The organism is Ruegeria sp. SATB045, assembly GCF_059613525.1.
In genome coordinates this window covers 56,930-82,128 of the sequence record NZ_JBXWSR010000028.1, presented here as the reverse complement: position 1 = coordinate 82,128, position 25,199 = coordinate 56,930, and the positions used below count along the sequence as shown (strand labels likewise).

Annotated in this window: 24 protein-coding genes and 1 tRNA gene; 15 read left to right on the top strand and 10 right to left on the bottom strand. The window is 59.1% G+C overall.

From position 1 onward, the window contains the following. Nucleotides 1-101 precede the first annotated feature (101 nt). The 3 genes from AC2FNR_RS15560 to AC2FNR_RS15550 are packed head-to-tail and all read right to left on the bottom strand — an operon-like array spanning nt 102 to nt 1,406. Nucleotides 102-263 (bottom strand): hypothetical protein, encoded by a 162-nt coding sequence (locus AC2FNR_RS15560; protein ID WP_480483368.1) that lies wholly within the window; start codon nt 261-263, stop codon nt 102-104. Between the two features lie 45 nt (nt 264-308). After that, entirely contained in the window at nt 309-929 is a 621-nt protein-coding gene (locus AC2FNR_RS15555) for a pyridoxamine 5'-phosphate oxidase family protein (RefSeq protein ID WP_496849920.1), read from the bottom strand. A gap of 12 nt (nt 930-941) precedes the next feature. After that, complete coding sequence (locus AC2FNR_RS15550; protein ID WP_170751567.1) at nt 942-1,406, bottom strand: nuclear transport factor 2 family protein; 465 nt, start codon at nt 1,404-1,406, stop codon at nt 942-944. 300 nt (nt 1,407-1,706) lie between these two features. Here AC2FNR_RS15550 and AC2FNR_RS15545 point away from each other — a divergent pair, with 300 nt between their 5' ends. Both AC2FNR_RS15545 and AC2FNR_RS15540 read left to right on the top strand, forming a co-directional pair. Continuing rightward, the gene (locus AC2FNR_RS15545; RefSeq protein WP_496849918.1) at nt 1,707-2,273 is read left to right on the top strand and encodes a TetR/AcrR family transcriptional regulator; all 567 of its coding nucleotides are present in this window, start codon (nt 1,707-1,709) and stop codon (nt 2,271-2,273) included. Between the two features lie 101 nt (nt 2,274-2,374). Further along, nucleotides 2,375-3,532, top strand: a complete 1,158-nt coding sequence (locus tag AC2FNR_RS15540) for an acyl-CoA dehydrogenase family protein (RefSeq protein ID WP_496849916.1) — start codon at nt 2,375-2,377, stop codon at nt 3,530-3,532. A 165-nt stretch (nt 3,533-3,697) separates the two neighbouring features. Here AC2FNR_RS15540 and AC2FNR_RS15535 read toward each other — a convergent pair whose 3' ends face one another. Then, nucleotides 3,698-4,588 (bottom strand): LysR substrate-binding domain-containing protein, encoded by an 891-nt coding sequence (locus AC2FNR_RS15535; protein WP_496849914.1) that lies wholly within the window; start codon nt 4,586-4,588, stop codon nt 3,698-3,700. A gap of 164 nt (nt 4,589-4,752) precedes the next feature. On the opposite strand from AC2FNR_RS15535, the gene AC2FNR_RS15530 reads away from it, so the two are divergent. Genes AC2FNR_RS15530 through AC2FNR_RS15520 form a run of 3 tightly spaced genes read left to right on the top strand, consistent with a single transcriptional unit; the run spans nt 4,753 to nt 9,287 of the window. Next, nucleotides 4,753-6,945, top strand: a complete 2,193-nt coding sequence (locus AC2FNR_RS15530) for a dehydrogenase E1 component subunit alpha/beta (RefSeq protein ID WP_496849912.1) — start codon at nt 4,753-4,755, stop codon at nt 6,943-6,945. Next, nucleotides 6,942-7,976: an ACP S-malonyltransferase gene (locus tag AC2FNR_RS15525; protein ID WP_496849910.1), complete on the top strand. Its 1,035-nt coding sequence runs from the start codon at nt 6,942-6,944 to the stop codon at nt 7,974-7,976. The genes AC2FNR_RS15530 and AC2FNR_RS15525 overlap by 4 nt, the downstream gene beginning before the upstream one ends. Before the next feature lie 39 nt (nt 7,977-8,015). Then, nucleotides 8,016-9,287: an NAD(P)/FAD-dependent oxidoreductase gene (locus AC2FNR_RS15520; protein ID WP_496849908.1), complete on the top strand. Its 1,272-nt coding sequence runs from the start codon at nt 8,016-8,018 to the stop codon at nt 9,285-9,287. 2 nt (nt 9,288-9,289) lie between these two features. Here AC2FNR_RS15520 and AC2FNR_RS15515 read toward each other — a convergent pair whose 3' ends face one another. Then, the gene (locus AC2FNR_RS15515) at nt 9,290-9,991 is read right to left on the bottom strand and encodes an SDR family oxidoreductase (protein ID WP_496849907.1); all 702 of its coding nucleotides are present in this window, start codon (nt 9,989-9,991) and stop codon (nt 9,290-9,292) included. A gap of 103 nt (nt 9,992-10,094) precedes the next feature. Between AC2FNR_RS15515 and AC2FNR_RS15510 the strand changes: the two genes are divergently transcribed. Beyond that, complete coding sequence (locus AC2FNR_RS15510; RefSeq protein ID WP_496849905.1) at nt 10,095-10,946, top strand: LysR substrate-binding domain-containing protein; 852 nt, start codon at nt 10,095-10,097, stop codon at nt 10,944-10,946. On the opposite strand, the gene AC2FNR_RS15505 is transcribed toward AC2FNR_RS15510, so the two are convergent. Continuing rightward, nucleotides 10,937-11,839, bottom strand: a complete 903-nt coding sequence (locus AC2FNR_RS15505) for a LysR family transcriptional regulator (RefSeq protein WP_480867040.1) — start codon at nt 11,837-11,839, stop codon at nt 10,937-10,939. The genes AC2FNR_RS15510 and AC2FNR_RS15505 overlap by 10 nt on opposite strands. 75 nt (nt 11,840-11,914) lie before the next feature. Between AC2FNR_RS15505 and AC2FNR_RS15500 the strand changes: the two genes are divergently transcribed. The 5 genes from AC2FNR_RS15500 (at nt 11,915) to AC2FNR_RS15480 (ending at nt 19,091) form a co-directional block, all read left to right on the top strand. Further along, on the top strand, nt 11,915-15,127 hold the full coding sequence (locus tag AC2FNR_RS15500) for a reductive dehalogenase (protein ID WP_496849904.1): 3,213 nt from the start codon (nt 11,915-11,917) through the stop codon (nt 15,125-15,127). Between the two features lie 128 nt (nt 15,128-15,255). Further along, a complete protein-coding gene (locus tag AC2FNR_RS15495; protein WP_496849902.1) occupies nt 15,256-16,122 on the top strand; it encodes an FAD binding domain-containing protein in 867 nt (288 codons plus the stop codon). After that, nucleotides 16,119-16,598: a (2Fe-2S)-binding protein gene (locus AC2FNR_RS15490; RefSeq protein ID WP_170353362.1), complete on the top strand. Its 480-nt coding sequence runs from the start codon at nt 16,119-16,121 to the stop codon at nt 16,596-16,598. The genes AC2FNR_RS15495 and AC2FNR_RS15490 overlap by 4 nt, the downstream gene beginning before the upstream one ends. Then, nucleotides 16,598-18,853, top strand: a complete 2,256-nt coding sequence (locus AC2FNR_RS15485; protein ID WP_496849899.1) for a xanthine dehydrogenase family protein molybdopterin-binding subunit — start codon at nt 16,598-16,600, stop codon at nt 18,851-18,853. Before AC2FNR_RS15490 ends, AC2FNR_RS15485 begins: the two co-directional genes overlap by 1 nt. Beyond that, the gene (locus AC2FNR_RS15480) at nt 18,846-19,091 is read left to right on the top strand and encodes a MoaD/ThiS family protein (RefSeq protein WP_170353360.1); all 246 of its coding nucleotides are present in this window, start codon (nt 18,846-18,848) and stop codon (nt 19,089-19,091) included. The genes AC2FNR_RS15485 and AC2FNR_RS15480 overlap by 8 nt, the downstream gene beginning before the upstream one ends. Here the strand turns inward: AC2FNR_RS15480 and AC2FNR_RS15475 are convergent. Next, the gene (locus tag AC2FNR_RS15475) at nt 19,088-19,792 is read right to left on the bottom strand and encodes a lysophospholipid acyltransferase family protein (protein WP_496849897.1); all 705 of its coding nucleotides are present in this window, start codon (nt 19,790-19,792) and stop codon (nt 19,088-19,090) included. The two genes, AC2FNR_RS15480 and AC2FNR_RS15475, sit on opposite strands and share 4 nt — an antisense overlap. A 143-nt stretch (nt 19,793-19,935) precedes the next feature. On the opposite strand from AC2FNR_RS15475, the gene AC2FNR_RS15470 reads away from it, so the two are divergent. The 3 genes from AC2FNR_RS15470 (at nt 19,936) to lptF (ending at nt 21,626) form a co-directional block, all read left to right on the top strand. Next, nucleotides 19,936-20,011 (top strand) — tRNA-Trp (locus AC2FNR_RS15470). A 136-nt stretch (nt 20,012-20,147) separates the two neighbouring features. After that, nucleotides 20,148-20,351, top strand: coding sequence for a hypothetical protein (locus AC2FNR_RS15465; RefSeq protein ID WP_170353358.1), 204 nt, complete (start codon nt 20,148-20,150; stop codon nt 20,349-20,351). A gap of 141 nt (nt 20,352-20,492) precedes the next feature. After that, nucleotides 20,493-21,626 carry an LPS export ABC transporter permease LptF gene (gene lptF, locus AC2FNR_RS15460; RefSeq protein WP_496849896.1) on the top strand — a complete coding sequence of 378 codons (1,134 nt, stop codon included), beginning with the start codon at nt 20,493-20,495 and terminating at the stop codon, nt 21,624-21,626. On the opposite strand, the gene AC2FNR_RS15455 is transcribed toward lptF, so the two are convergent. Then, complete coding sequence (locus AC2FNR_RS15455) at nt 21,623-22,453, bottom strand: LysR family transcriptional regulator (RefSeq protein WP_496849894.1); 831 nt, start codon at nt 22,451-22,453, stop codon at nt 21,623-21,625. The genes lptF and AC2FNR_RS15455 overlap by 4 nt on opposite strands. A gap of 101 nt (nt 22,454-22,554) precedes the next feature. Here AC2FNR_RS15455 and AC2FNR_RS15450 point away from each other — a divergent pair, with 101 nt between their 5' ends. Then, nucleotides 22,555-23,145 (top strand): HD domain-containing protein, encoded by a 591-nt coding sequence (locus AC2FNR_RS15450; RefSeq protein WP_496849893.1) that lies wholly within the window; start codon nt 22,555-22,557, stop codon nt 23,143-23,145. Here AC2FNR_RS15450 and speB read toward each other — a convergent pair. Both speB and nspC read right to left on the bottom strand, forming a co-directional pair. Beyond that, nucleotides 23,142-23,984, bottom strand: a complete 843-nt coding sequence (speB, locus tag AC2FNR_RS15445) for an agmatinase (RefSeq protein ID WP_496849891.1) — start codon at nt 23,982-23,984, stop codon at nt 23,142-23,144. The genes AC2FNR_RS15450 and speB overlap by 4 nt on opposite strands. Further along, nucleotides 23,981-25,150 carry a carboxynorspermidine decarboxylase gene (gene nspC / locus AC2FNR_RS15440; RefSeq protein WP_496849890.1) on the bottom strand — a complete coding sequence of 390 codons (1,170 nt, stop codon included), beginning with the start codon at nt 25,148-25,150 and terminating at the stop codon, nt 23,981-23,983. Before nspC ends, speB begins: the two co-directional genes overlap by 4 nt. Nucleotides 25,151-25,199 lie beyond the last annotated feature (49 nt).

Sequence of the window (25,199 nt, the reverse complement as noted above, 5' to 3'; positions counted from 1 at the left end):
TCATCCCGTGTAGATCTTCGTTCCCTTAAATGGGGGTTCCAGTCACGGGAAGGTCAAGGGGTTGCGTGGGTTTTCAACGCATAGCTGCCATGCGTTTGGGGTCAGCGATCTGAAAAAACCTCGAGCAAAAGCGAGTTGTATTGGGCGGGCGGCGCGCTGCGGACAGCTTCTGGAGACGCGAAAAACCCCAGCATCAGAATGGCCACACACATAAACATGCCAAAAAGGCAGAAACTGGCGAGGTTCAGTGTCGAACGCAGCATGATGGTAATCCCTGTTTCCAATATGAGGGCGGATCGCAATTCGGTTCAGCCCCGTTTTGCCAGTTCCTGTTTTAATTTTTCGTTCTCGGCCTGAAGTTGCGCCAATTGCTGACCAAGCGTGTTCAGATGGGGGCGCAGTTCGGCCTCGGTAAAGCGAGGTGTGATATGGCGGGGGCAGTTCCAGTCCAGCCCCTCGACCCGGATGATCGCGGCGCGTTCCGCGGGCGTTTCCGCTCCGTTGGGATAGAGGCTGGCGGCGGCGGCTTCGCCTTCGGTAAAATCGACCCGACCCAGTATTTTCAACCGCCGTTGGTTGGCGTAATCCATCAGGATCATGGCAATCCGGTCGTTTCCGTCCAAATTCCCGCGAGAGATATACTGTTTGTTGCCCGAGAAATCGGCGTATCCGATGGTTGTCGGCCCAAGCACCCTTAGAAACCCGATTGGCCCGCCGCGATATTGCACATAGGGCCAACCGGTCTCGGACACAGTAGATTGGTAAAACCCGTCCCGCGCCTCGATAAACGCTTTTTCCGCAGGGCCGATCTGATGCCCCTGCTGTGGCCCGCCTTCTATGAATTTGGCATAGGTCTTGGCCGATCCCATTCTTTCCTGATGGGCGCGGACGGCGGGAGTAAAGGTCAGTTCAGAAAAGGCGCGGGGCATGGGTGATCCTTTCTAGAGACCCAGATCAGACAGGCCGGGGTGGTCTTCGGGTCTCGGGCCTTGGGGCCAGTGAAACAGACGATCTTCTTCGTCAATCGGCAGGTCATTCAGCGAGGCGTGGCGTTTGGCCATCCGACCATCTTCGGCAAATTCCCAGTTCTCGTTGCCATAGGACCGGAACCACTGACCGCTATCGTCATGCCATTCATAGGCATAGCGTACGGCAATTCGGTTTTCCGTAAATGCCCACAGTTCCTTTATCAGCCGGTAGTCGAGCTCTTTGTTCCATTTACGGGTCAGGAAGGCGTGGATGTCTTCGTGGCCCGACAAGAATTCGGCGCGGTTCCGCCATTGGCTGTCCTCGGTATAGGCGGGTGTCACAAGATCGGGGTCGCGGCTGTTCCAGCCGTTTTCCGCCATACGGACTTTTTGTGTGGCGGTCTCAAGGGTGAAGGGTGGCAGAGGGGGTCGGCTCATATCTCGGTCTTTCAGGTCAGTGCGGCGGCAAGCAGCGCAAGGGTCAACAGGAACGGGACATACTGAGGGGAAAATGGGCTGTTGCGGCGTTTCATCGTCTAGCTCCAAGGTTTACTGATCGGTACATCGTGAGGTCAATGTGTACTGATCTGTAAACTTTTGCAAGTCTCAATTTGAGAAAATTTTTGAATGACCTCTAAAGAGCTATAATTTAAAGGCTTCAGGGGTTGAGTTCCCGGCAATCTTGTCGCGAAATGAAACCATGGTTATGTACTGATCAGTACACTCAGGAGCCGAATCATGCGCCCGAACAAACGCGACGAGCTGGTCCGCAATGCTCTGCAGGTTTTTTACCGGGATGGCTTTCACGCCACCGGTATGGACAAACTGGTGGCAGAGACAGGTGTGTCGAAGACCTCGATGTACAAGCATTTCCGAACCAAAGAGGAATTGATCGTTGCCGCCTTGCGCTTGCGGGATGAGAATTTCCGCAACTGGTTCTATGGCCGGATCGACGCGCTTGCCGACACGCCCGCGCAAAAACTGCTGGCCAGTTTCGATGCCTTGGGAGAGTGGTTTGAAGAGGACGGCTATCGCGGTTGCATGTTCATCAAAGCCGGGGCCGAATATCAGGACAAAGACCACCCCATCCATCTGGAAGCAGCCGAGCACAAACGTCTGCTGCTCGAATATTTCACTGATTTGGCCCGCGACGCAGGCGCCCGCGAGCCTGAAAAACTGGGATGTCAGATTTTGCTGTTGAAAGAAGGTGCGATTGTCACCGCTGTTCTGCTAAAAAGCTGTGATCCTGCGCGCGACGCCAAGGAAGCAGCGCGGGTGTTATTGGCGAATGCGCTGCCGGTCTGAGGCGTTACGTTTAAAAGACGTTGCGTAGCAAAGCTCCTGGCGCATTGGATTGCCGGATCGCGGGGGTTACCTTCAAGGAAACTGACTTGAGGGGACACGAAATGTCTTTGTTTACGAATGCCGCCAATTGGGTAACCGAAGAGCATCGGATGTTCGCAGAGATGGCGGACCGTTTCATGCAGGATGAATTGGTCCCCAACGCCGAACGCTGGAACGATCTGGGGCAAGTTGATCGAGCTTTCTGGCACAAGGCTGGGGAAATGGGTCTTATGGCCGGGTCGATTTCCGAGGAACATGGCGGTGTCGGGGGCGGTCTTGGTTTCGACGCGGTTACGATGTACGCGCAGGCGTCGCACGGAGATTGTGGATGGGGTTACCCGATCCAATCGATTGTGACCCATTACATCACCGCTTATGGCAGCGAAGAGCAAAAGCAAAAATGGCTTCCCAAGCTGGCTTCGGGTGAAATGGTCGGCGCTCTGGCGATGACTGAGCCCGGCACTGGTTCCGATGTTCAAGGCATTCGGACAACTGCCGAGAAAGATGGCAATTCATACCGCATAAACGGCTCGAAAATCTTTATTACTAACGGTCAGTCGGCTGATCTTATCCTTGTCGCAGCAAAAACGGACAAATCGCTGGGCTCGAAAGGTGTTTCGTTGGTGGCGGTCGAGACCGGAGGCGCGGACGGGTTCCGGAAGGGGCGCAACCTCAAGAAGTTGGGGATGAAGGGCAACGACACGGCCGAACTGTTCTTCGAGGACGTAAAGGTGCCGATGACCAACCTGATCGGCCCGGAAGAAGGGCAGGGCTTTTATCAAATGATGAAGCAGTTGCCGTGGGAGCGTATGACGATTGCGATCATCGCACTTGGTGCGATCGACTTCGCGATTGCCGCGACGGTGCGTTACACGCAAGAGCGCAAAGCCTTCGGTCAGCGGGTTATGGATTTCCAGAACACACGATTCAAACTGGCCGAGTGCAAAACCAAAGCCGAGGTTCTGCGCAGCTTTGTGAATGACTGTATCGCTCGGCTTGAAGCTGGAACGCTGGACGCAGCGACGGCATCGATGGCCAAGTATTGGGGTTCCGAGGTGCAGAACGAAGTCATGCATGAATGCCTGCAGTTGTTCGGAGGCTATGGGTTTATGATGGAGTACCCTATCGCGCGCCTCTACGCCGATGCGCGCGTTCAAATGATCTATGGTGGCACCAATGAGATCATGAAGGAACTCATCGCACGTTCCTTGGACACATAAAGCCCGACGGGATACTCCCGCCCGTCGTCGACGTTTCTGAAGAAACATCTCCTTCCGTTGGGCCGGGCAGGCGCGGGCGCAGCCCGCGCCTGCCCGGCCCTTGCTGTCCGCTGTACGCAAGGCGGGAGGCCGCGCAGTTTTGCTCGGTAAGTCTTGTCTATTGGTTCAGGCTAAAGAGATTTGATCCTGTAGCCATGTTCGAAACGATCGGAGCGGTTCAGATTCCGCTCGGGATTGGGGCCAGACAAGAAAAAAGTCGCCAAGGCTGACACTCGGGCCGTTCCATGCAAGCACCAGTTTGCCCGTTTTCAAGTCGTTTTCGATCAAATAAGTCGGCAGCAACGCGACCCCCAGCCCGTGGATTGTCGCCTGACCCATCGTCGAAAACTGGTCAAATAGCATGCCAGAAATACCGCTAACGGATCGACCTTGTACAGCGAACCACCTTTCCCACGCATCTGGCCGCGTTTCCAAGTGCAACAAGGGTGCACTCAAAAGCCAGTCGGGGTCATCGTTCTGTGTCGGAAGCAGATCTGGCGCGCAGACCGGCAGAACATCTTCCCGCATGATTGGCAAGTAGTTCACACCGGCCCATGTCCGTCCGCCAAAGTGAATCGCGGCGTCGAAGTGTTCGTTTTCAAACTCAAACGGTCTAAGACGCGTGTTCAGGTTTACGGTGACTTCGGGGTGTTTGCGGGCGAAATCCTGAAGGCGGGGGGCCAGCCAGTGCATCCCGAACGCTGGCAGAATCGACAGATTGAGTGAGCCGCCGGTCGGGTTGGCCTTCAGCTTCAGAGACGCCTGAGCAAGCTGACTCAGGCTGGACCGGGCGACCTGAACATATTCTTTTGCCGCGGGCGTCAGGTTCAGTCGCATCTGGTTGCGTTGAATCAGATCGACGCCCAGTTGCTCTTCCATCGCCTTGAGTTGTCGACTGATCGCGCTTTGGGTCAACGACAGCTCTTCGGCTGCAGCCGAGGCGCTGCCTAGCCGGTCTACCGCTTCCAAAGCCAGAAGCGACGGGATTGAGGGTAGGAAACGACGGGGCGCAATCATATGACAAATCCTCATACCTTTGGGACGGAATATCACTGGCATTTGCGCTGCGCCAGCCCGATACACATCACAGGCATTTCCTTTGCTTAAGCTGCTGAATGCCTGCAAGAAGGGGGCGCTGTATTTCTGATGTTGCCGCCAGGTTGAACCAAAAGGACCCGCAAATGGATCGCGCTCAGATCGTTCATGAGAATTTCCTGACCCGTGTTGCGCAACGCGATTTCCCCCATGGTGCGCCTCCTCCGTCGGGACTGCCTGCGCCCGAAGCGGTATCTCTGTTTCGCTCGCAGGTGCTAAGCCGGGCACTGGATCGCACCAGCCGCGCGATGCAGAAGGCGGGGCAGGGGTTCTATACCATCGGCTCATCCGGGCACGAGGGGATGGCGGCTGTGGCCCACGCGCTGCGCCCAACGGATATTGCGTTTCTGCACTATCGCGACGCCGCCTTTCAGATCGCCCGCGCGGAGCAGGTGCCGGGCCAGCAGATCGCCTGGGACATGCTGCTGAGTTTTGCCTGTTCTTCCGACGACCCCACCTCGGGCGGACGGCACAAGGTGCTGGGGTCCAAAGCGCTGACCATCCCGCCACAGACCTCGACCATTGCCAGCCATCTGCCCAAGGCGGTCGGCGCGGCTTATTCTCTGGGCGCGGCGCGGCGTCACGCACCTGACCATCGCGAACTGCCCGAGGACGGGATCGCCATGTGCTCGTTCGGCGACGCCTCGGCCAACCACTCGACCGCGCAGGGGGCGATCAACACGGCGGGCTGGACCAGCGTTCAATCGACGCCGCTGCCCTTGTTGTTTGTGTGTGAGGATAACGGGATTGGTATCTCGGTCAAAACGCCCAAAGGCTGGATACAGGCTTCGATGGAGCATCGCCCCGGCATCACGTATTTTCAGGCCAACGGGCTGGATATCTATGAGACCTTTGCCGTCGCGCAAGAGGCCGCCGATTATGTGCGTACCCGCCGGAAACCTGCCTTCCTGCATCTGAAAACCGTGCGCCTTTACGGCCATGCGGGGGCGGATGTGCCGACGACATATATGCCCAAATCCGAGGTCGAGGCGGACGAGGCCAACGATCCCTTGCTGCATTCCGTGCGCCTGCTGGATCAGGCCGGGGCACTGTCACCTGATCAGGCGCTGAAAATATACCAGGACACTTGCGCCCGCACCGATCGCATCGCAGCCGAAGCTGCCACGCGCCCTCATCTGGGCGGCGCTGCCGAGGTGATGGCCAGCCTGATCCCGCCCAAACGCGACTGCAAACCTACCAACGGACCCAGCGCCGAGGCGCGCAAAGATGCGTTTGGCGGGGATATGCGAGCAATGAATGACCCTCAGCCCATGAGTCGCCTGATCAATTGGGCGCTGACTGATCTGATGCTGGAACATGGCGAAATCGTCTGCATGGGTGAGGATGTTGGCCGCAAGGGGGGCGTCTACGGCGTCACGCAAAAGCTGCAACAGAGGTTCGGGCCGGACCGGGTGATCGACACGCTGCTGGATGAGCAATCGATTTTGGGGCTGGCGATTGGCATGGGCCATAACGGGTTTGTGCCGATCCCCGAAATCCAGTTCCTCGCTTATCTGCACAATGCCGAGGACCAGATCAGGGGCGAGGCCGCGACGCTGCCGTTTTTCTCGAACGGGCAATTCACCAACCCTATGGTCGTTCGGATTGCTGGCTTGGGCTATCAGAAAGGGTTTGGCGGGCATTTCCACAATGACAACTCGCTGGCCGTGCTGCGCGATATTCCCGGAGTGATCATCGCCTGCCCCTCGACAGGAGAGGATGCGGCGCAGATGCTGCGCGAATGCGTGCGATTGGCGCGCGAGGAACAACGGGTGGTTGTGTTTCTGGAGCCCATCGCGCTCTATCCCATGCGTGATCTGCATGAGGCGCAGGATGGGGGCTGGATGACGACTTATCCCGCGCCGGATCGACGGATCGCGCTGGGTGAGGTGGGGGTGCATGGCGACGGCACCGATCTGGCCATCGTGACCTATGGCAACGGGCATTACCTGTCGAAACAGGCGCTGCCTGAGTTGGAAGCGGCCGGGTTGAACGTGCGGATCATCGACCTGCGCTGGCTGGCCCCGTTGCCGATGGATGCCCTGCGCGCGGCCACCAAAACATGCGCGCATGTTTTGGTCGTCGACGAATGTCGTCGCACCGGCAGCCAGTCTGAGGCGTTGATGACTTTCTTCGTCGAAGAAAGTCCCGCCACCCCAATCGCCCGTGTTGTCGCCGAGGATAGTTTCATCGCAACCGGCCCCGCCTATGCAGCCCCTTTGCCGTCAAAAGACGGGATCGTTGCCGCTGCATTAAACCTAACCGGAGGCCGCGCATGACCCGTACCGCTGTTCTGATCTGCCCCGGTCGAGGCACCTATAACAAGCCCGAGCTGGGATATCTGCACCGTCACCACGCGCAGCGGATGGAACTGTTTCACAGCTTCGACGCCCTGCGTGCCGAGGCGGGGCAGCAGGCTGTGACTGCGTTAGATGGGGCCGACCGGTTCACGGTCAGTACCTATTCGCGCGGGGATGTGGCTTCGGCTCTGATCTATGCGGCGTCTTTGGCGGATGCGCAGGCCGTGGCTGATGATATCGAGGTTGTTGCGGTCACGGGGAACTCGATGGGCTGGTACAGCGCGCTTGCTGCGGGCGGGGCGTTGTCGCCGCAGGACGGGTTTCGGGTGGTGAACACCATGGGTACGCTTATGCAGGATCACCTGATCGGCGGGCAGTTGGTCTATCCGTTCATCGGTGACGACTGGGTAAACGACCCTGCTCGGAAGGAGGAGTTGCTGGCCGAGGTCGCGCGGATCAATGCGCAGGACGGCCACACGGTTGGCCTGTCGATTGATCTGGGCGGGATGCTGGTTCTGGCCGGGGATGAGGCGGGGCTGACTGCGTTCGAGGCGTCTCAGCCCGCCCTGCAGGACCGGTTCCCGATGCGTCTGGCCAATCACGCAGCGTTTCACACGGCGCTGCAAGCCCCGGTCGCCGCCGAGGGCCGCGCGCGGTTGGGGGCCGACCTGTTTGGCCAGCCCGAGCGCCCTCTGATCGACGGACGCGGCAAAATCTGGTGGCCTGCAGCGACGGATACGCAAGCGTTGTGGAACTACACTTTAGGTCACCAAGTCACCGAACCTTATGACTTCACCCGCGCCATCCAAACCGCAGCGCGCGAATTTGCACCGGACCTGTTTATCGTTGCTGGACCTGGGGCAACCCTTGGGGGCGCAGTGGCACAGTCTCTGGTATTGGCGGATTGGCGCGGCTTGGCGGACAAACCCGCGTTTCAGGCGCGGCAGGACGCGCAACCCTTCCTGATTGCCATGGGCCGCGATGATCAGCGCGCACTTGCAACCGGCTGACACAGTCTTGATGATCTGCTTATTCGCAAGGAGCCCGACGTGAGCGACCATGACCAGTCCCTCTGGCTGAATACCAGTAAGGAGCACGTTGCCAGTAGCCTTTTGACCAGTGATCTGACGGTTGATCTGGCTGTGATCGGTGGTGGGTACACTGGCTGCTCAGCGGCTTTGACCGCGGCGCAGTCCGGCGCATCGGTTGCTCAGCTTGAAGCGCAGGAAATCGGGCATGGTGGATCGGGCCGAAATGTCGGCTTTGCCAATGCAGGTCTGTGGCTGCCACCGGACGAAATTCGTGCGTTTTTGGGAGAGGCGGCAGGCGACCGCCTTATCGACCTTTTGGGGGCTGCGCCGGGCGATGTGTTTGACCTGATCCAGCATCATGGGATCGACTGCGCGCCCGTGCGCAACGGTACCCTGCATTGTGCGCATTCGCCTGCCGGGCTTAAGGACCTGAAAAACCGTCATGCACAACTCAGCGCGACCGGTGCCCCGATTGAGCTTTTGTCAGCCGACGAAACCCGCCAGCGCACCGGTAGCGCGGCTTTTCACGGTGCGGTTTTTGATCCGTGTGCGGGGACGATCCAGCCGTTGGACTATGTCCGCGGGCTTGCGCGTGCGGCAGTTGAGGCGGGGGCGCAGGTCTTTACGCAAAGCCCGGTTCAATCGCTGTCGCGTGACGGCGATGTGTGGGTGTTGACCACAGCAGAAGGTACTGTTCGGGCCAAAGCATTGATCCAGGCGACAAACGCTTATCACCGGGGTTTGCCCGGAACGGCGCCTGCATATGTACCGGTTTACTATTTTCAGTTCGCGACAGCCCCGCTTTCGGACAACCTGCGCGCCAGTATTCTGCACCAAGGCGAGGGTGCCTGGGATACTGGCCTGATCATGACCTCGTTCCGGTTGGATCACGAGGGACGCTTTATCATCGGGGCGATGGGCGATCTGGGGCATGCAGGTAGCGGGGCCCACAGGGCGTGGATCAGACGCAAGATGGCCGAGCTTTATCCGCAGCTGTCCGACCAGCCCCTGACCCAAGGTTGGCATGGTCGCATTGCGATGACGTCGGACCATATTCCCAAAATCACGCAGATTGGCCCGAATGCCTTGGCAGCGCATGGGTTCTCGGGCCGTGGTATCGGCCCGGGTACCGTTTTTGGCCGTCAAATGGCCAAAAGCCTGTTGCGCAACGATCCGGGTCTGCTGCCTGTCCCGGCAGTTGCTGAGTACTCGGAAAGTTGGACCGGCCTGCGGCGCGCCTATTTCGAGACAGGCGCGGCGCTTACGCATCTGATTAAGGCGCGGTTCTAATCCTAGACGGATCGCGTGATGCCACCGTCTACGCGTATGTTTTGCCCTGTGATGTAGCCTCCGCCTTCGGATGCCAGCATTGCCACGACCGGGGCGATCTCATCATAGCTGCGCCCATAGCGGCCCAGCGGGATACGGGCGCGGAACTCTTCTTTCTCGGGCAGGCTGTCGATAAAGCCGGGCAGGACATTGTTCATGCGGATATTGTCGGCGGCGTATTGGTCCGAGTACAGCTTGGTAAAGGCTGCCAGTCCGGCTCGGAATACACCAGACGTTGGGAAGACCGGGTCCGGTTCGAAGGCGGCGAAAGTCGAGATGTTGATGATCGACCCGCCCCCTTGCGCTTGCATGATCGGTGTAACCAGACGGGTGGGGCGAACGGCGTTCATGAAATAGACGTCCATGCCTGTGTGCCAATCCTCGTCCGTCAGCTCCAGTACCGACGCGCGGGGTCCATGCCCGGCCGAGTTGACCAGGACGTCGACACGCCCCCAATGGGACATCGCGGCGTCGACCAGCTTTTGCAGATCCTCTGTAGATTGGTTTGAACCGGTCACGCCAACACCGCCCAATTCATGCGCCAGTGCCTCGCCTTTACCCGAAGAGGACAGGATACCGACCTTGAAACCGTCTGCAGCCAGCCGCCGGGCGGAATCCGCACCCATTCCGCTGCCACCGGCTGTGATAAGCGCCACTTTGGTCATTTGATCTCTCCGTTTGTTGATGACCCGAAAATGCGCCTCGTCGGCGCATTTGACTAATCAGTTCTTCTGTTTCTATGCTGTAGAAAATCTACAGGATGGTCATATGACCGCATTACCCCCGCTCAATGCTCTACGCGCGTTTGAAGCCTCGGCGCGGCATCTCAACTTTCGACTGGCAGCAGAAGAGTTGGGCGTGACGCAAGGGGCGGTTGCCCAACAGGTGCGCGGACTAGAAGCGCGATTGGCCGAGAAGCTGTTTGATCGCCTGCCGCGTGGCCTTGCGCTGACCGAAGCCGGACGCAGGTTTCATGCCCCTCTGCGCCGCGCTTTTCGTTTGATCGAAGAGGCGGTCACTGATCTGTCCGGCGACAGACATGTTACGATTTCGGTCACACCCAGTTTCGCGTCGAAATGGTTGGTGCCACGGCTAAAGGACTTTTCCTCGCGTTATCCGGATATCGCCGTTCAGATCGACGCGCGCGAGCGGTTGGCAGATTTCAAAAGCGACGGGGTCGATATCGCCGTGCGACAGGGTCGAGCCCCATTTGGCAGCGACTTATCATCGGTGCCTCTGTTTTCCACTGAATTCATTGTGGTCTGTAGCCCTTCGATGGCCAACAAAGTCAAAGCGCCGCAGGACCTGTCAGGCGCAATCCTTTTGAACGACACCCACGGTCTTTGGCCTCTGTTCCTTGATCGGGCCGGAGTCGTCGGCAAGCCACGAATGATGAACTTTAGCCAGACGAGCCTTGCCATTGACGCGGCTGTGTCCGGGCAAGGGATAGCGCTTGCTAATGCGCCATTGGTCGCGGCCGAACTGGCGTCAGGACGCCTTGTTCAACCTCTGCCTGACGTATTGGTCGAGGATCTCGGTTTTCACATCGTCATGCCAAAACGCCCCCGACAACCGGAACTGGTCAAGGTGGTGCAAAAATGGCTTTTATCTCAGGTCTGAAGGGCGCGCGCGGTGGACTCGATCCTGTTACGTACCCAGCGATGAGCGGGATCATTGGCCGACCTTTGATGCCAGACCATGTAGATTGAGACCGGCTCGCATTTAAACGGCAAGGGCGCGCAGTCCAGCGCAGCCAGTGGCCCGCGTTTCATCAACGCGGTGTCGGTCGAGATCAGGTCGCTGCCTTTCACAAAGGACGGGATGGCGTTGAAATGAGGCAAGGTGACGGTGGGTGGTCTGATCTGGCTTTGGTCTACGCCCCGCATCACGGCTCGCGAACTGCGGCCATCGGGAAACCGAACGTCAACATGTTCAGTCGCACAGTAGGCGTGCCAACTGTCCGGCGGACAGCGTCGTTCTGCATCGTAAAAGATCATCAATGGGCTGCTGAGAATACGTTTCTGAAAGATGTCCGGCCCATCAGGCGGCAGGGGCGTCAGCATCAGCTGGCACCGGTCGCTGCGCAACAAGTCCGGATCGGGAACGCCCGAGGGTATGAACCCTAGCCGCAACCGGACGCCTTCGGCCCGTGTGGCACGCAGCAGTTCGGGAAAGATCAGTTCGCGCGGCATGTCGTTGGTGGCGATCTGAAATTGCATTTCCTCGAGCATCGGATCAAACGGGCGGTCTTCGGTCAGCGCCCGCATTGCATCCAGCACGTTTTGCGCTGGGTCTTTCAGCGACAAAGCCCGTTCGGTCGGGGTCAGCCCCTGACCCGAGCGGACAAACAGCGGATCGCCTAGAACCTGTCGCAATTTGGCCAGCGTATGGCTGATCGCTGATTGCGTCACGCCCAACCGGTCGGCCGCTTTCGATACCGAACTTTCTTCGAGAATGGTCAGAAACACGCGCAAGACCTTACCGTCCAGATCAGTAAAATCAGTTTTCCTCATGACGTGTATGATAATTCATGAATGGATTTGCAGTCCAGTGCGCAATAGGTGACTGTCATCATCAGGAGGTGCGCGATGGGAATCCGCTTTTTCTCGGACAAGAACCGCCCGGTTCATATGGGGCAATACCCGCTAGAACGGTTGGCACGGCAGTCGGATTTGCCTGATCTTTCCGAGGTGATGCCCATGCCAACGCTCAGCTTTCATCGCCCTGAGCGCCCTGAGAGCATTGTCAATGCGATGGGTGAGTTTCAAGCGATGCTGGATACGATCCGGGATGGGTTCGTGAATCCGGTGGAGTCCGAGGTGCCTGCCGATCTGACCGGTCGTGCCAACCATCTAAAAGCGTTCGGCTATTTCAATGATGCCTCAATGATGGGGTGTGGTCCTCTGCCGCCCGAGGCATTGCTGACCGAACCCCGCCGCAACCCCGATATCGACCGTCTGGCCCATGCGCTGAAGACACGGCAGACCAAGACACTGGCTTCGGGGATCGACCTGATCATGGCCGATCTGAAAGAAAGCATGGAGGCCAAACCGCGCCCCATGGACACCCATCGCCATGCGATTGTCTTTCTGTACGAACACAACCGCGACCCGGACCCCAACGAGCCCGGCGCAGATTGGATCATGGATGCGCAAGACCACCGCGCTTGTCTTCTGGCGACCGAAAACGCCGTGGTCATTGCCAACTACATCCGCATTCTGGGCTTTGACGCCCGGGCGCATACGGTCATGTCTTCCGAGGTTGATCTGGGTAAGCTGGCCGTCGCGGCGGGGCTGTGTTCGGTCGAAGACGGAGAGCTGGTCGCGCCGTGGCTGGGTAAACGGTTCGGACTGGCTGCGGTCACGACCGAGATGGAGATCGCCCACGATCAGCCCCTGCGCCCCATGGCGCAACAGCCGTGGTTTCGCACCCAAGGCCCGGCGTGGTGGCTGGGCGCGGGCTTTGCCAAGAACGCGCTGAACCGCGACCCTTATGCCAAACGGCGCTATGTGGACGGGGCGCATCCGTTTGAGACCCTCAAGCGGGTGGAAAAACCTACAACTTATATCGACGAGGAAAACGTCGCCCGCGTCCCCAAGCGCGCCGACATGTTCGCTCGCGCGCAGTTCGGGGATATGGGCAAGCATCTGCAAGACGGGGCCAAGGGCGGGTATTACGTGCGCAAGGCCGCGCCCAGTACCGCGCAACGCCGCGCGCTGGGCGCGTTTGTTCTGTTGCAGGATGGGGAAAGCGCCGATACCGCGCCGCCGACGGACGCCGCGCGCAATGCCGCGAATATCAAGGCGGCCACGTATTTTCTGGGGGTCGATGCGGTGGGCCTCAGCCGGTGCCCGGACTGGGCGTGGTACTCGCATGACGCAACGGGCGAGGAGATCACGCCACCCCACGACCAGGCCATCAGCATGATCATCGACCAGGGTTATGAGACGATGGAAGGCGCCAGCGGTGATGACTGGATCAGCGTGGCCCAGTCGATGCGCGCCTATCTGCGGTTTTCGTTGCTGGGTGGAGTGATCGCGCAGCAGATCCGCAATCTGGGCTATAAGGCCCGCGCGCATACCGTAATGGATGGCGAGGTGTTACAGCCGCCACTGCTGTTGTTGTCTGGGCTGGGAGAGGTTAGCCGGATCGGGGAAGTGATCCTGAACCCCTATTTGGGGCCCCGCCTGAAATCAGGCGCGGTGACGACGGATATGCCGATGGCGCATGACAAGCCGATCGATTTCGGTCTGCAGACCTTCTGCGAAAGCTGCAACAAATGCGCCCGCGAATGCCCCTCGGGTGCGATCACTGCTGGTCCGAAGCTGATGTTCAACGGCTATGAAATCTGGAAATCCGACAGCCAGAAATGCGCCACCTACCGGGTGACCACGCCGGGCGGCGCGATGTGCGGGCGGTGTATGAAGACCTGCCCTTGGAACCTTGAGGGCATCTTCAAGGAACGTCCCTTCCGCTGGGCCGCGATGAATATTCCCAAAGCCGCGCCCGCGCTGGCGCGGTTGGATGATGTGGTGGGCAATGGCGGGCTGAACGATGTCAAGAAATGGTGGTGGGATCTGGAGCTGCAACCGGACGGCGCCTATCGCCCGACCGACCACCCGCTGAACCGGCGCGATCTGCAAACCGACCTGGACCTGAAATACGAAGATCAGACTCTGGCGGTCTACCCCGCCTATCTGGCCCCGCATCCCTGGCCCTATCCGTTCGCCATGGACCGTGAGGCTGGGATCGCAGCCTATGAGGCCATGGTCACGGCCGAGGAATACAAGGCGCGCAAAGCGGCGGGTGATCTGTCGGTGATCCACCGCTATACCATCGCGGGCGATGCCCCGGTTATGCGCGTCGCACTGACCAAGGTCGACAAGATGACTGCGGATGTGACCAAGTACGAATTCTCGACGCTGGACGGTTCACCACTGCCCGAATGGACGGCGGGCGCGCATCTGGACGTGCTGGTCGCGCCGGAATTCCTGCGGCAGTACTCTATGTCCGGCGATCCAGCAGACCGCGCCACCTATCAGATCGGCGTGCTGCGTGAGGATGAGGGACGCGGTGGCTCAGCTCTGCTGCACCGCATTTTCAACGAGGGGCGCAAGGTCTTCATCTCGAAACCCATCAACCACTTCGAACTGGACGAGGGCGCAACCAAGACCTTCCTGATGGGCGGCGGGATCGGCATCACTCCGATGATCGCCTTTGCTCACCGTCTGTATGCCTTGGGCAAACCGTTCCAGCTGCACTATTCGGCCAGTACCCGTGCCGGGGTCGGGTATCTGAAGGATCTGGCAGCGATGCCTTGGGCGGATCGCGTGCACTATCATTTCTCGGACGAAGGCACGCGGGCCGATCTGGAAGCCGTCCTGTCGGGTTATCAAGACGGTTGGCACGTTTATACCTGCGGCCCCGATCGCTTCATGGACGGAGTTATGCAAGCGGCTGAGCGTCAGGGCTTTCCCGAAGAAGCGCGGCATCTGGAGTATTTCTCGGTCCCCGAGCAGCCGGACTATGAGAATCACGCCTTCACTTTGCGGCTGGCAAAATCGGGTCGAGATCTGACTGTACCCGCCGACAAAGATGCAGCGCAGGTGCTGAACGAGGCAGGCATTCACGTGGATGTGAAATGCGCCGATGGCATCTGTGGGGTCTGCAAATGTGGCGTGATTTCGGGTGAGGTCGAACACCGCGATTTCGTTTTGTCCAAGAAACAACGTGAGAGCGCTGTCATCCTGTGCCAAAGCCGGGCGGCGCAGCCGGATGGTGTGATCGAGATCGACCTCTGAGCGAAGGTCAGGAAACGACTTTTTTATCTCAAAAATTGGTCGCTCCAACCATGGACGTTGGGGAGCCGCTGCACTAACGTCCCTGCCGAACCCTAGTGAACCCTGATCAACAGGTGCGAGGTATTTTCATGGATTATCACAGCCCCGCCAGTTTTGCCGAGGCGTCGGCTCTGGCTGCAAACGCAACGGGCGTCACCCGCTTTCTGGCGGGTGGAACGGATGTTCTGGTGCAGTTGCGCTCGGAACTGGTCACGCCCGATACGCTGATCGACATCAAGAAGATCGACGGTGTCAGTGACATCACCCGTAATTCAGACGGCAGTTGGACCCTCGGCGTTGCCGCAACCGGTGCCGAGATGAGCGAACATGCTGAACTGAGCCGCGACTGGCCCGGCGTGGTTGAGGCGATGGACCTGATCGGTTCGACGCAGGTGCAGGGGCGGGCAACGCTGACCGGAAACCTGTGTAATGGCTCTCCGGCGGCGGATTCGGTGCCTGCGATGGTTGCCGCTGGTGTGACCGTGTCTGTCACCGGCCCTGATGGAACGCGTGAGGTTGCTGTCGAGGATATCCCAACCGGACCCGGTAAGACCTCGCTGTCCAAGGGTGAGGTGATCTCGGCCGTAAACATCCCTGCGCGCGGGGACAATGCGGGTGACGCGTATCTGCGGTTCATCCCGCGCACCGAGATGGACATCGCCGTTGTTGGCGTGGGTGTCAGCCTGCGTCTGGACGGTGATACCGTGACCGAGGCCCGCGTCTCGCTGGGCGCGGTCGCGCCGACCGTCCTGCTGGTTGAAGACTGTGCCAAGGCCATCATCGGCAGCACGCTGGACGACGCAGCGCTGGAGGCACTGGCCACTGCCGCTTCGGCTGCCTGTAACCCAATCGACGACAAACGCGGCACGATCGCATTTCGCACCGAGGTCGCTGGCGTTCTGGCCAAGCGCGCCGCGAAAATCGCCTATGCCCGCGCGAAGGGAGAGAAAGCATGAGCAAGCTCCACGTAACGACCACCGTGAATGGCGATGAGGTCGATTTTCTGTGCGACCCGCGCGAAACCCTGCTGGATTGTCTGCGCGACAAGCTGAACCTGACCGGCGCGAAAGAGGGTTGCGGTACTGGCGATTGCGGCGCGTGCTCGGTCACGGTTGATGGCCGTCTGGTCTGTTCCTGCCTGATGCTGGGCGCTGAGGCCGAGGGTAAGACCATCGAAACCGTCGAAGGTATCGCGGATGGTGACGTGCTGCACCCGCTGCAACAGAAGTTCATCGAACATGCCGCCCTGCAATGTGGCATCTGCACGCCGGGCATTCTGGTGGCGGCCAAATCGCTGCTGGAGAAAAACCCCAACCCGACCGAGGAAGAAACCCGGTACTGGCTGGCGGGTAACCTGTGCCGCTGCACCGGCTATGACAAGATCATTCGCGCCGTCATGGAAACGGCAGAAGAATTGCGGGAGGCTTCGTAATGGCTCTGGACGATCGTAAAACGGATTTCACTTTTGTCGGCACCCGTCCGAACCGCCCTGACGGGTTGGACAAGGTGACGGGCCGCGCCAAGTTCGGCGCGGATATGTCTGCGCCCGGCATGCTGCATGGCGCGATCCTGCGCTCACCCCACGCCCATGCGCGGATCGTGAAAATCGACACATCGAAGGCCGAGGCGCTGAAAGACGTCAAAGCCGTGGTCACACGCGCTGATTTCGCCGACGTGCCGTTCAAACCCGGTTTGGCGGGCGAATTCTGGAACGTGCTGGAAAACGTCATGGCGGGCGAGAAAGCTCTCTATGATGGTCATGCGGTGGCTGCGGTGGCGGCGACTTCGGCGCTGGCCGCGCGGGATGCGCTGAAGCTGATCGAGGTCGAGTATGAGGTGCTGCCTCATGTGACCGACGTTGACAAAGCGATGGCCCCGGATGCACCGGTCATTCGCGAAGGTGCGGCGGATTATTCCGTGCCCGAAGGGATGCACCCCAACGTTGTGCGGTATCACGAAAGCGGTCATGGCGATGTCGACGCAGGCTTTGCCGAGGCAGATCTGGTCCTTGAAGATAGCTTTGTCACCGAGGCGACCCATCAGGGCTATATCGAGCCGCACGCCTGTCTTGGCCTGCTGGGCAATGACGGCAAAGGTGAGCTGTGGTGCACCACCCAAGGCCATTGGATCGCGCAAAAGACCTGCGCGGCGTTGCTGGGCATCGAAACCTCGCAGCTGCGCGTTACCGCGTCCGAGATTGGCGGTGGATTTGGCGGCAAGACCACGGTCTTCATCGAACCGGTCGCGCTGGCGCTGAGCCGCAAGGCGAACCGCCCGGTCAAGCTGGTCATGACCCGATCCGAAGTGTTCCGGGCGACAGGGCCAACCGCCTCGGCCTCGATGGATATCAAGATTGGCATGAAGAATGACGGCACGATTACCGCAGCACGCGGCGAGTTCCGTCTGCAAGGCGGCGCGTTCCCCGGAGCGCCGGGCGATATGACCGCCATGTGTGCCTTTGCGGCCTATAACCTGACCAACGTCAAACAGATCGGCTATGACGTGATGGCCAACCGCCCCAAGCAAGCCGCTTATCGCGCGCCGGGCGCGCCGATGGGGGCTTTTGCGGTCGAGTCGGTCATTGATGAGATGTGCAACAAGCTGGGTCTCGACCCGATCGAGGTGCGTCTGAAGAACGCCGCGCATGAGGGTACCAAGGCCAGCTATGGCCCGCGTTATGAACGCATCGGTCTGGTGGAAACGCTCGAGGCCGCCAAGGCGCATCCGCATTATTCGGCGCCGTTGAAGCCGGGGCAGGGACGCGGCGTCTCCTGCGGTTTCTGGTTCAACCACGGGGGTGAAACCTCGGTATCCCTGGCATTGTCCGAAGATGGCTCAGCCCAGTTGATGGTGGGCACGCCCGACATCGGCGGCTCGCGCGCGTCGATGGCGCTGATGGCGGCCGAGGTGTTGGGCATTCCATATGAGAACATCCGTGTCACCGTCGCAGACACCGCAACGCTGGGGTATAACGACGTCAGCCACGGTAGCCGGGTGACCTATGCTTCGGGTCTGGCAACGATCAAGGCGGCGCGCCATGCGGTCGAAAAACTGTGCGAACGTGCAGCGGCCAAATGGGATATCCCGGTTGAAGCCGTAAAGTGGGAAAACGGTTGCGCCGTGCCTTCGGGCCCGAACGCGGGTGACTTTAACCCGATGCCGTTGGCAGATATCACCGCCAAAATGGGACGCACCGGGGGTCCGATCTCGGGCCATTTTGAGGCGACGCCCGAAGGCGCAGGCGTGTCCTTTGGCACCCACATTGTTGACGCCGAGGTCGATCCGGAAACCGGCAAGACCATGATCACCCGCTACACGGTCATTCAGGACGCCGGTAAGGCGATCCACCCGACCTATGTCGAGGGCCAGTTCCAGGGCGGTGCCGCGCAAGGTATCGGCTGGGCGTTGAACGAGGAATATATCTATGGCGAGGATGGTCGGTTGCAGAACTCGATCTTCCTTGACTATCGCATCCCCGTTGCCAGCGACCTGCCCATGATCGACACGGTGATCGTCGAAGTGCCCAACCCCGGCCACCCCTTCGGTGTGCGCGGTGTGGGTGAGACGGGCATCGTGCCGCCTTTGGCCGCCATCGCCAATGCTGTGTCCAACGCGGCTGGCGTGCGGATGAAGCAACTGCCAATGTCCCCGCCGCGCATTCTGGCGGCGCTCAAGGACAATGGTTGAGGTCCACCTCTGGTCCGGCCTCCGGTCGTTGACCGGGGGTCAGCAGGTGGTGGAGGTCGAGGCCAAAACCACCGGCGATCTGCTGCGGGAACTGGTCAGGACGCATCCGCAACTGGAAGGCCCAATTGAGGCGGGCGTGTCCATCGCCATCGACGGACGCGTCATCGCAACCGGTCTGACCGAACCGATCCCCGAAGGCAGTGAAGTTTACCTGATGCAGCGTCTGCGCGGCGGTTAGGACGGCGACCAAGGCTCGCGCCCGACCATGCGGTCGGCCTCGGCCGTGATGTCATTCATATGTTGTTCAAGGCTGAGGCGCAGGGCCTTGATCTGCTCGTCCGAGGCTTTGCGCGGCACGGTTTTGGTCCATTCCCGGCAAATAAACACGCCCTTGTTGCGCCAGGGACGCGGCATTAGCAACCGGTCCCATGTGCCTGCCTCGCGACCATGTTCCGCGGAAAAAGTAATCCCGAACACCCGCTTGCCTGAGGTCCTTGCCCAGACTAAAGGCACCGTGGACAACACCCTTTCCGGCCCGCGCGGACCGTCGGCGGCGATGCCGATGGAAATGCCCTGTTTGATCTTGCCGATCACCGCCCGCGACACGGCAATGTTGTTCGATTTCTTGCTGGTCATGGCGATCGTGTCCATACCGAACAGCTTTTGCACTCGACCAACCATGCTGCCCGCGCGCGCAGACGAGGTGATGGAGCAGATGGGCCCCTTGTCCAGCGGATAGAAATAGGGCGATTGCGCCAGCCTTTGGTGCCACAGCACAACGATGACCGGTTCGCCCTGTTCGGCCAACTGGTCCAGTTCCTCATAGCCAATACGCTGCCATTCGGTGTTGCGATGGACCAGCCGGATATACCACGCAATGCGCCGCGCGGCCCAGTTCAACAGGGCTTCACTATCAGCGATCTTCTTGCGGATACTCACGGGCGGGGTCCTTCTGCCAAGCAAATTGTGTCTTATAGAACTCAACGCCATGCGCAACTTGTTTGTCGCATAGGTTTAGAGCAACAGAATCTGAAAAAGCCTCTTGAGTCCGCCGCGCGGCTGGCATATCTGATGCGCACCTTAGGGGTATAGCTCAGTTGGTAGAGCGACGGTCTCCAAAACCGTAGGTCGCGGGTTCGAACCCTGCTGCCCCTGCCAAATTACACTTTGTATCAGTATGTCGAGAGATCGGATCACGGGATCCGGGGCTTTTTGTGTCAATACACAACTAACGGCCGGTGTTGACACTGCGCGTAGAACGGGCAGGTTCGTAATAAAATTACGAGGCTCAGATATGGACGCACCTATTATCCAACTTGTTCTTTTGCTCTTGTTATTGATTTTCGTGATCTGGCTCTACATTCTGCCAATCACGATGGCGGGGCGCCGCAACCGATCCGGTCTCATCTGGTTTCTGATAGGTCTTGTCGCATCACCCTTATTGGCGATCCTGTTGTTGCTTGCATTGGGTGACGCACCAGGGCGACCGACGGCCTGACCGTACGCGAAGATAATGTAATTTGCTCCAAAATCCCTGACGACGGACGGTCAATTTGGGCTATTCCTTCGCATTCTGGTTTCCTCGGCCCAGCGATTGGCATATTGTCCGGTGAAACACCCAAGGGCCGGATGAGGATACATGTCGCGTTTCGATGGATATTTCCTGCGACAATTGCTGATTCTGTTCGGCTTTTTCACTCTAATTCTGGTGGGGGTCTTCTGGATCACTCGCTCGGTCAGCCTGTTTGACCGGGTAATCAGTGGCGGGCAGTCGGCGCTTGTGTTTCTGGAATTTACCGCTCTGACTCTGCCTACGCTAATCCGAACCGTGATGCCAATGGCTGTATTTGCTGCGGCCGTCTACGCAACCAACCGGCTGAGTCGTGAAAGTGAATTGACCGTAATGCTGGCGACCGGGTCCAGCCCGTGGCGCCTTGCGCGCGCGGTTTTCCTGTTTGGTCTTGTGTCTGGCGCCATGATGGCGTCGATCAGTATTTTCCTGCGCCCTGCCTCGGTCGAACAGCTGGAACTGCGTCAGGCCGAAGTCGCAGGCGACGTGACCGCTCAACTGTTGAACGAAGGTGAGTTTCTGCACCCGACCACTGGCGTCACGGTATATATCGGTCGGATTGACCTGGATGGGACTTTGCACGAGGTCTTTGTGTCCGACCGCAGGGATGAGGCAACTCCCGTGAGCTACTCCAGTAAAACGGCCTATCTGGTCAGTGGCGGTTCGGGTATCCATCTGGTTATGGTGGACGGTGTTGCTTTGCGCCTGGATCAAGAGGGCAAAACGCTTTCTTCGACACTGTTCGAGGACGCCTCGTACGACATCTCAGGGTTAACGAACACCAATCGGATGACAGAACGAAGCCTCGAGGCGATCCCGACCAATGAGCTTTTTCAAAACCGGGCGGAAATAGCAGCGGCGGAAGGGTTCACTGAGGGTGAATTGATCGAGGAGCTGCATCAGAGGTTCTCGTGGATTGCCATTTGCGTCGCCGTTTCAATGGCCGGATACGCAACCCTGATGCTGGGTAGTTTTTCGCGATTTGGCCTATGGCCGCAGATTTTCGGTGCCTTTACGATTTTGGTGCTTTTAGAGGGTGTGCGCGGTTTTGTTTCGCCCATTGTCGTTGCCGATCCGGGGTTGTGGATCGTGCTGTATTTGCCAGCAATTATCGGTATCCTGATATCATGTCTGTTCCTGCTAATCGCAGGGAGGCCGTTGGTAAGAGGACGGTCCAGACTGCGGCAGGCGTCTGCGGCTTAGACAGGTTTTCTCAGATCAGTCAGGCAATCCCGAATGTTGTCAAACGCGGGGCTGGAACGGCGCGTGACCAGATAGAGTGGCAACATCAGATCGCGCGCGTCGGGCACAGCCGTCAATTCGCCAGATGCCAGATGGCCGGCGATAACGTAGTCTGGAAAATAGCCGATCCCGCCCCGCCGCAGGATATAGCGAAGCGCCATCATGCAATTGCCCAGAAACACTGTTTGTCCCGATGCACTGCGCGCGGTTGAGCGAACATGGTCCTGATAGACCTCACCTAGTTCCAGGTTGACGAACACCGGGTCGCCGCCCGAGCCTGCGGATTTGACGAGCCGCAAGCGCTCTGGGGCTAGTTCGTCAGAAATGATCCGTGTGTCTGACGGTTTTTCGTAGGTAAGGGCCGCGTCCAATACATGTGTGGCGACCGCGTCGATCATGTCCAGATCGTGGTCGTAGTTAAGGGTCAGTAGCAACTGGCCCAGTTTCTGCTCAAATCGAACAGCAAGATCGACAAGCAATGGATCCCAGATGCTGAGTTGCGCTCCAAGACGCAGAGCTATCCGGTTTGTCGATTGAGCAGGCAAGTCCCGCGAAGCAAAAGACCACAGAGACAGCATCTGCTCGGCATAGGGGCGGAATTGTCGACCAAAATCAGTCAGGGTGGTGCCACCTGCACCGCGGTTAAACAGTGATTTTCCGGTCGATTCCTCGATCGACCGGATACGGGCACTGACTGCGGTCTGTGTCACGTTCAGCTTGCGGGCGGCGGCGTGGAACCCTCCGGTTTCGGCCACGCATAGGAAAGTCTCGAGCGCTGTGATTTGCATGTTGAAAGTATTTTTTCATCGAATTGATAAAATCAAATCATTTTTTTGGAGGCATGGTTCCGCGCTACTCTGTTGTGAACGATGTGCATAAGGACCGTGTCATGCTGGACAAAAGCCACAAACCCACCTGGACTAGTTTCGAAGAGGCGACGAAAGCCGATTGGGATGCGGTCATGGAGTATGAAGAGGCGTACAATGCCGCTTTGCCCGACCGTATTCTGGACGCGATCCGATCGCTGGACGAGGAGTGGACGCCATACCCGGTCAACCGCTATCAGCATAGTTTGCAGGCCGCGACCCGCGCCTATAAGGATGGGGCTGATGAGGAACTGGTGGTCGCTGCTCTGATCCATGACACCGGCGATATCCTGTCACCATACAATCACGGTGAGCTGTCAGCGGCGATGATGAAGCCCTATGTCAGCGAGAAGACCTATTGGATATTGAAACATCACTGCGTGTTTCAGGGTTACTACTACAACCACCACCTTGGCGGCGATCGAAACGCCCGCGACAAATACCGCGACAGCCCGTATTGGGAAGACTGCCGCTATTTCTGCCATGAATACGATCAGAAGGCGTTCGACCCGAACTACCCGACCAAGCCGCTGGAGTTTTTCGAGCCCATGCTGCGTCGCGTATTGAACAAGGGCGAAGGGCATATGGAATTGAATGAGACTTCCGAAGGTTAACAGGACGCCATCAGCCGATAGACGATCTGCGCGGCGGTGAAATCCCACGCAGCGTTGCCATCGGGGGCCAATTCGACCACGTCGAACCCCACGCATTTGCGGCCTTTAAGGGCATGTTCGACCAACCGTAGGGCTTGGTAGTAACCGAGCCCGCCCGGAACCGGGGTGCCGGTGGCAGGCATCAACGAAGGGTCCAGACCGTCCACGTCAAAGCTGACATAGACCAGCTCGGGGAAATCCTCGGGCAGGTCGACGGCGTGGATATTGCCGGTGACCAGCTCCTCGGCATCCACATGGAAGACGTGGTTTTTCAGACGGCTTTGCGCCTCTTCGGTGGAAAACGCGCGGACGCCGAATTGGGCCAGTTTGATGCCTTCTTCAGCCAGCAGATGCATAACTGACGCGTGCGAATGCTTCTCGTCCTGATAGGCATTGCGCAGATCCGCATGGGCGTCGATCTGGACGATGCCGACGGGTTGGTTCAGCGCACGTGCCACGCCCATCACTGCGCCGTAGCTGAGGGAATGCTCTCCGCCCAGCGTTACTGGCACTTTGCCTGCACGAATGGCGGCCTCGGTGCGTTGGGCAAGGCGTTCCATGACGTCAGGGAGGGCGCCTTCGCAATCCAGCGGGTTTTCGGTGAAAATGCCCTCGACGCAGGGCTCGGTATGGCCGGTGATACGCTCCAGTTCGTTGCTGGCTTCGATGATGGCTTCGGGGCCTTTGGCGGTGCCCGAACCGTAGGACACGGTGCGCTCCAGCGGCACCGGGATCACGCGGAACCGCGCGTCTTCGGTGCGCTCGGACGTGGTCAGTTCACTGTCGAGGAAAATGCTCATGAGAGGCGGTCCTTAAAGTCGTCATAGCCGAATTGTTTGATGATCTTCAGCTCGTCCGTTTCGCTGTTCCACAGGGCGATGGTCGGCAAGGGCACCCCATTGAACGTGTTGGTCTTGACCATCGAATAATGCGCCTGATCTAGGAAGGCAAAGCGCTGCCCTATCTCCAGCGGTTTGTCCCATGTGTAGTCGCCGATAACGTCGCCTGCCAGACAGGAGGGGCCGCCGAGGCGGTAGGTATGGCCTGCATCTGCCTCGTCCATCAGGGCGGGACGGTAAGGGGCCTCGATCACGTCGGGCATGTGGCAGGTGGCCGAGATATCGGTGATGGCGAGATTCATGCCATTGATCGGTAGGTCGAGGATTTCTCCGACCAAAATACCCGCGTCCAAGGCGACGGCCTCACCGGGTTCCAGATAGACGTCGACGTTGTACGTTTCTCGGATAGTCTTGATGAATGCGATCAGCTCTTCGCGGTCATAGTCGTCGCGGGTGATGTGGTGCCCGCCGCCGAAGTTCAGCCATTTGAGCTGGCCGAGGAGGGGTTTGAGTTTTGGTTCGACCGCATCCCATGTGCGTTGCAATGGCTCGAACCCCTGTTCGCAGAGCGTGTGCATGTGCAGCCCGTCGACGCCGCTCAGGGTCTCGGCGGTGAGTTGGCTGACGGGTGTGCCGAGGCGCGAGCAGGGCGCGCAGGGGTCGTATTTGGGGATCTCGCCTTCGGAATGCTCCGGGTTGATGCGCAGTCCGACCTGAACGTTTGCGGCTTGGGCTTTCGTGAGAAACCGGTCCTTTTGCGCGGGCGAATTGAAGATGATGTGGTCCGACAGCGACAGGATTTCTTCTATATCTGCGTCTTTGTAACCAGCGCAGAAGGTAGCGACTTCACCGCCATATTCCTCGCGGCCGAGGCGGGCCTCGTAGATGCCACTGGCGCAGGTGCCGCCGAGGTGCTGGCGCACCAGCGGGGCGAGCGAGAACATGGAGAAGGCCTTGAGCGCGCTCAGGACATGCGCGCCAGATTGTGTGCCGATATCGGAGAGGATGCGCAGGTTTCGCTCGATCGCCTTTTCGTCGACCACGAAGCAGGGAGTGGGGACGCGGCTGAGGTCGAAATTGCGAAAGGCACCGGCGTCGCCGGCTTGGGTGGTCATCATGTCGGACATGTCAGGCGTCTCCGATTGTGGAGAGGCCGGGGGGCCAGCCCCCCGGTCC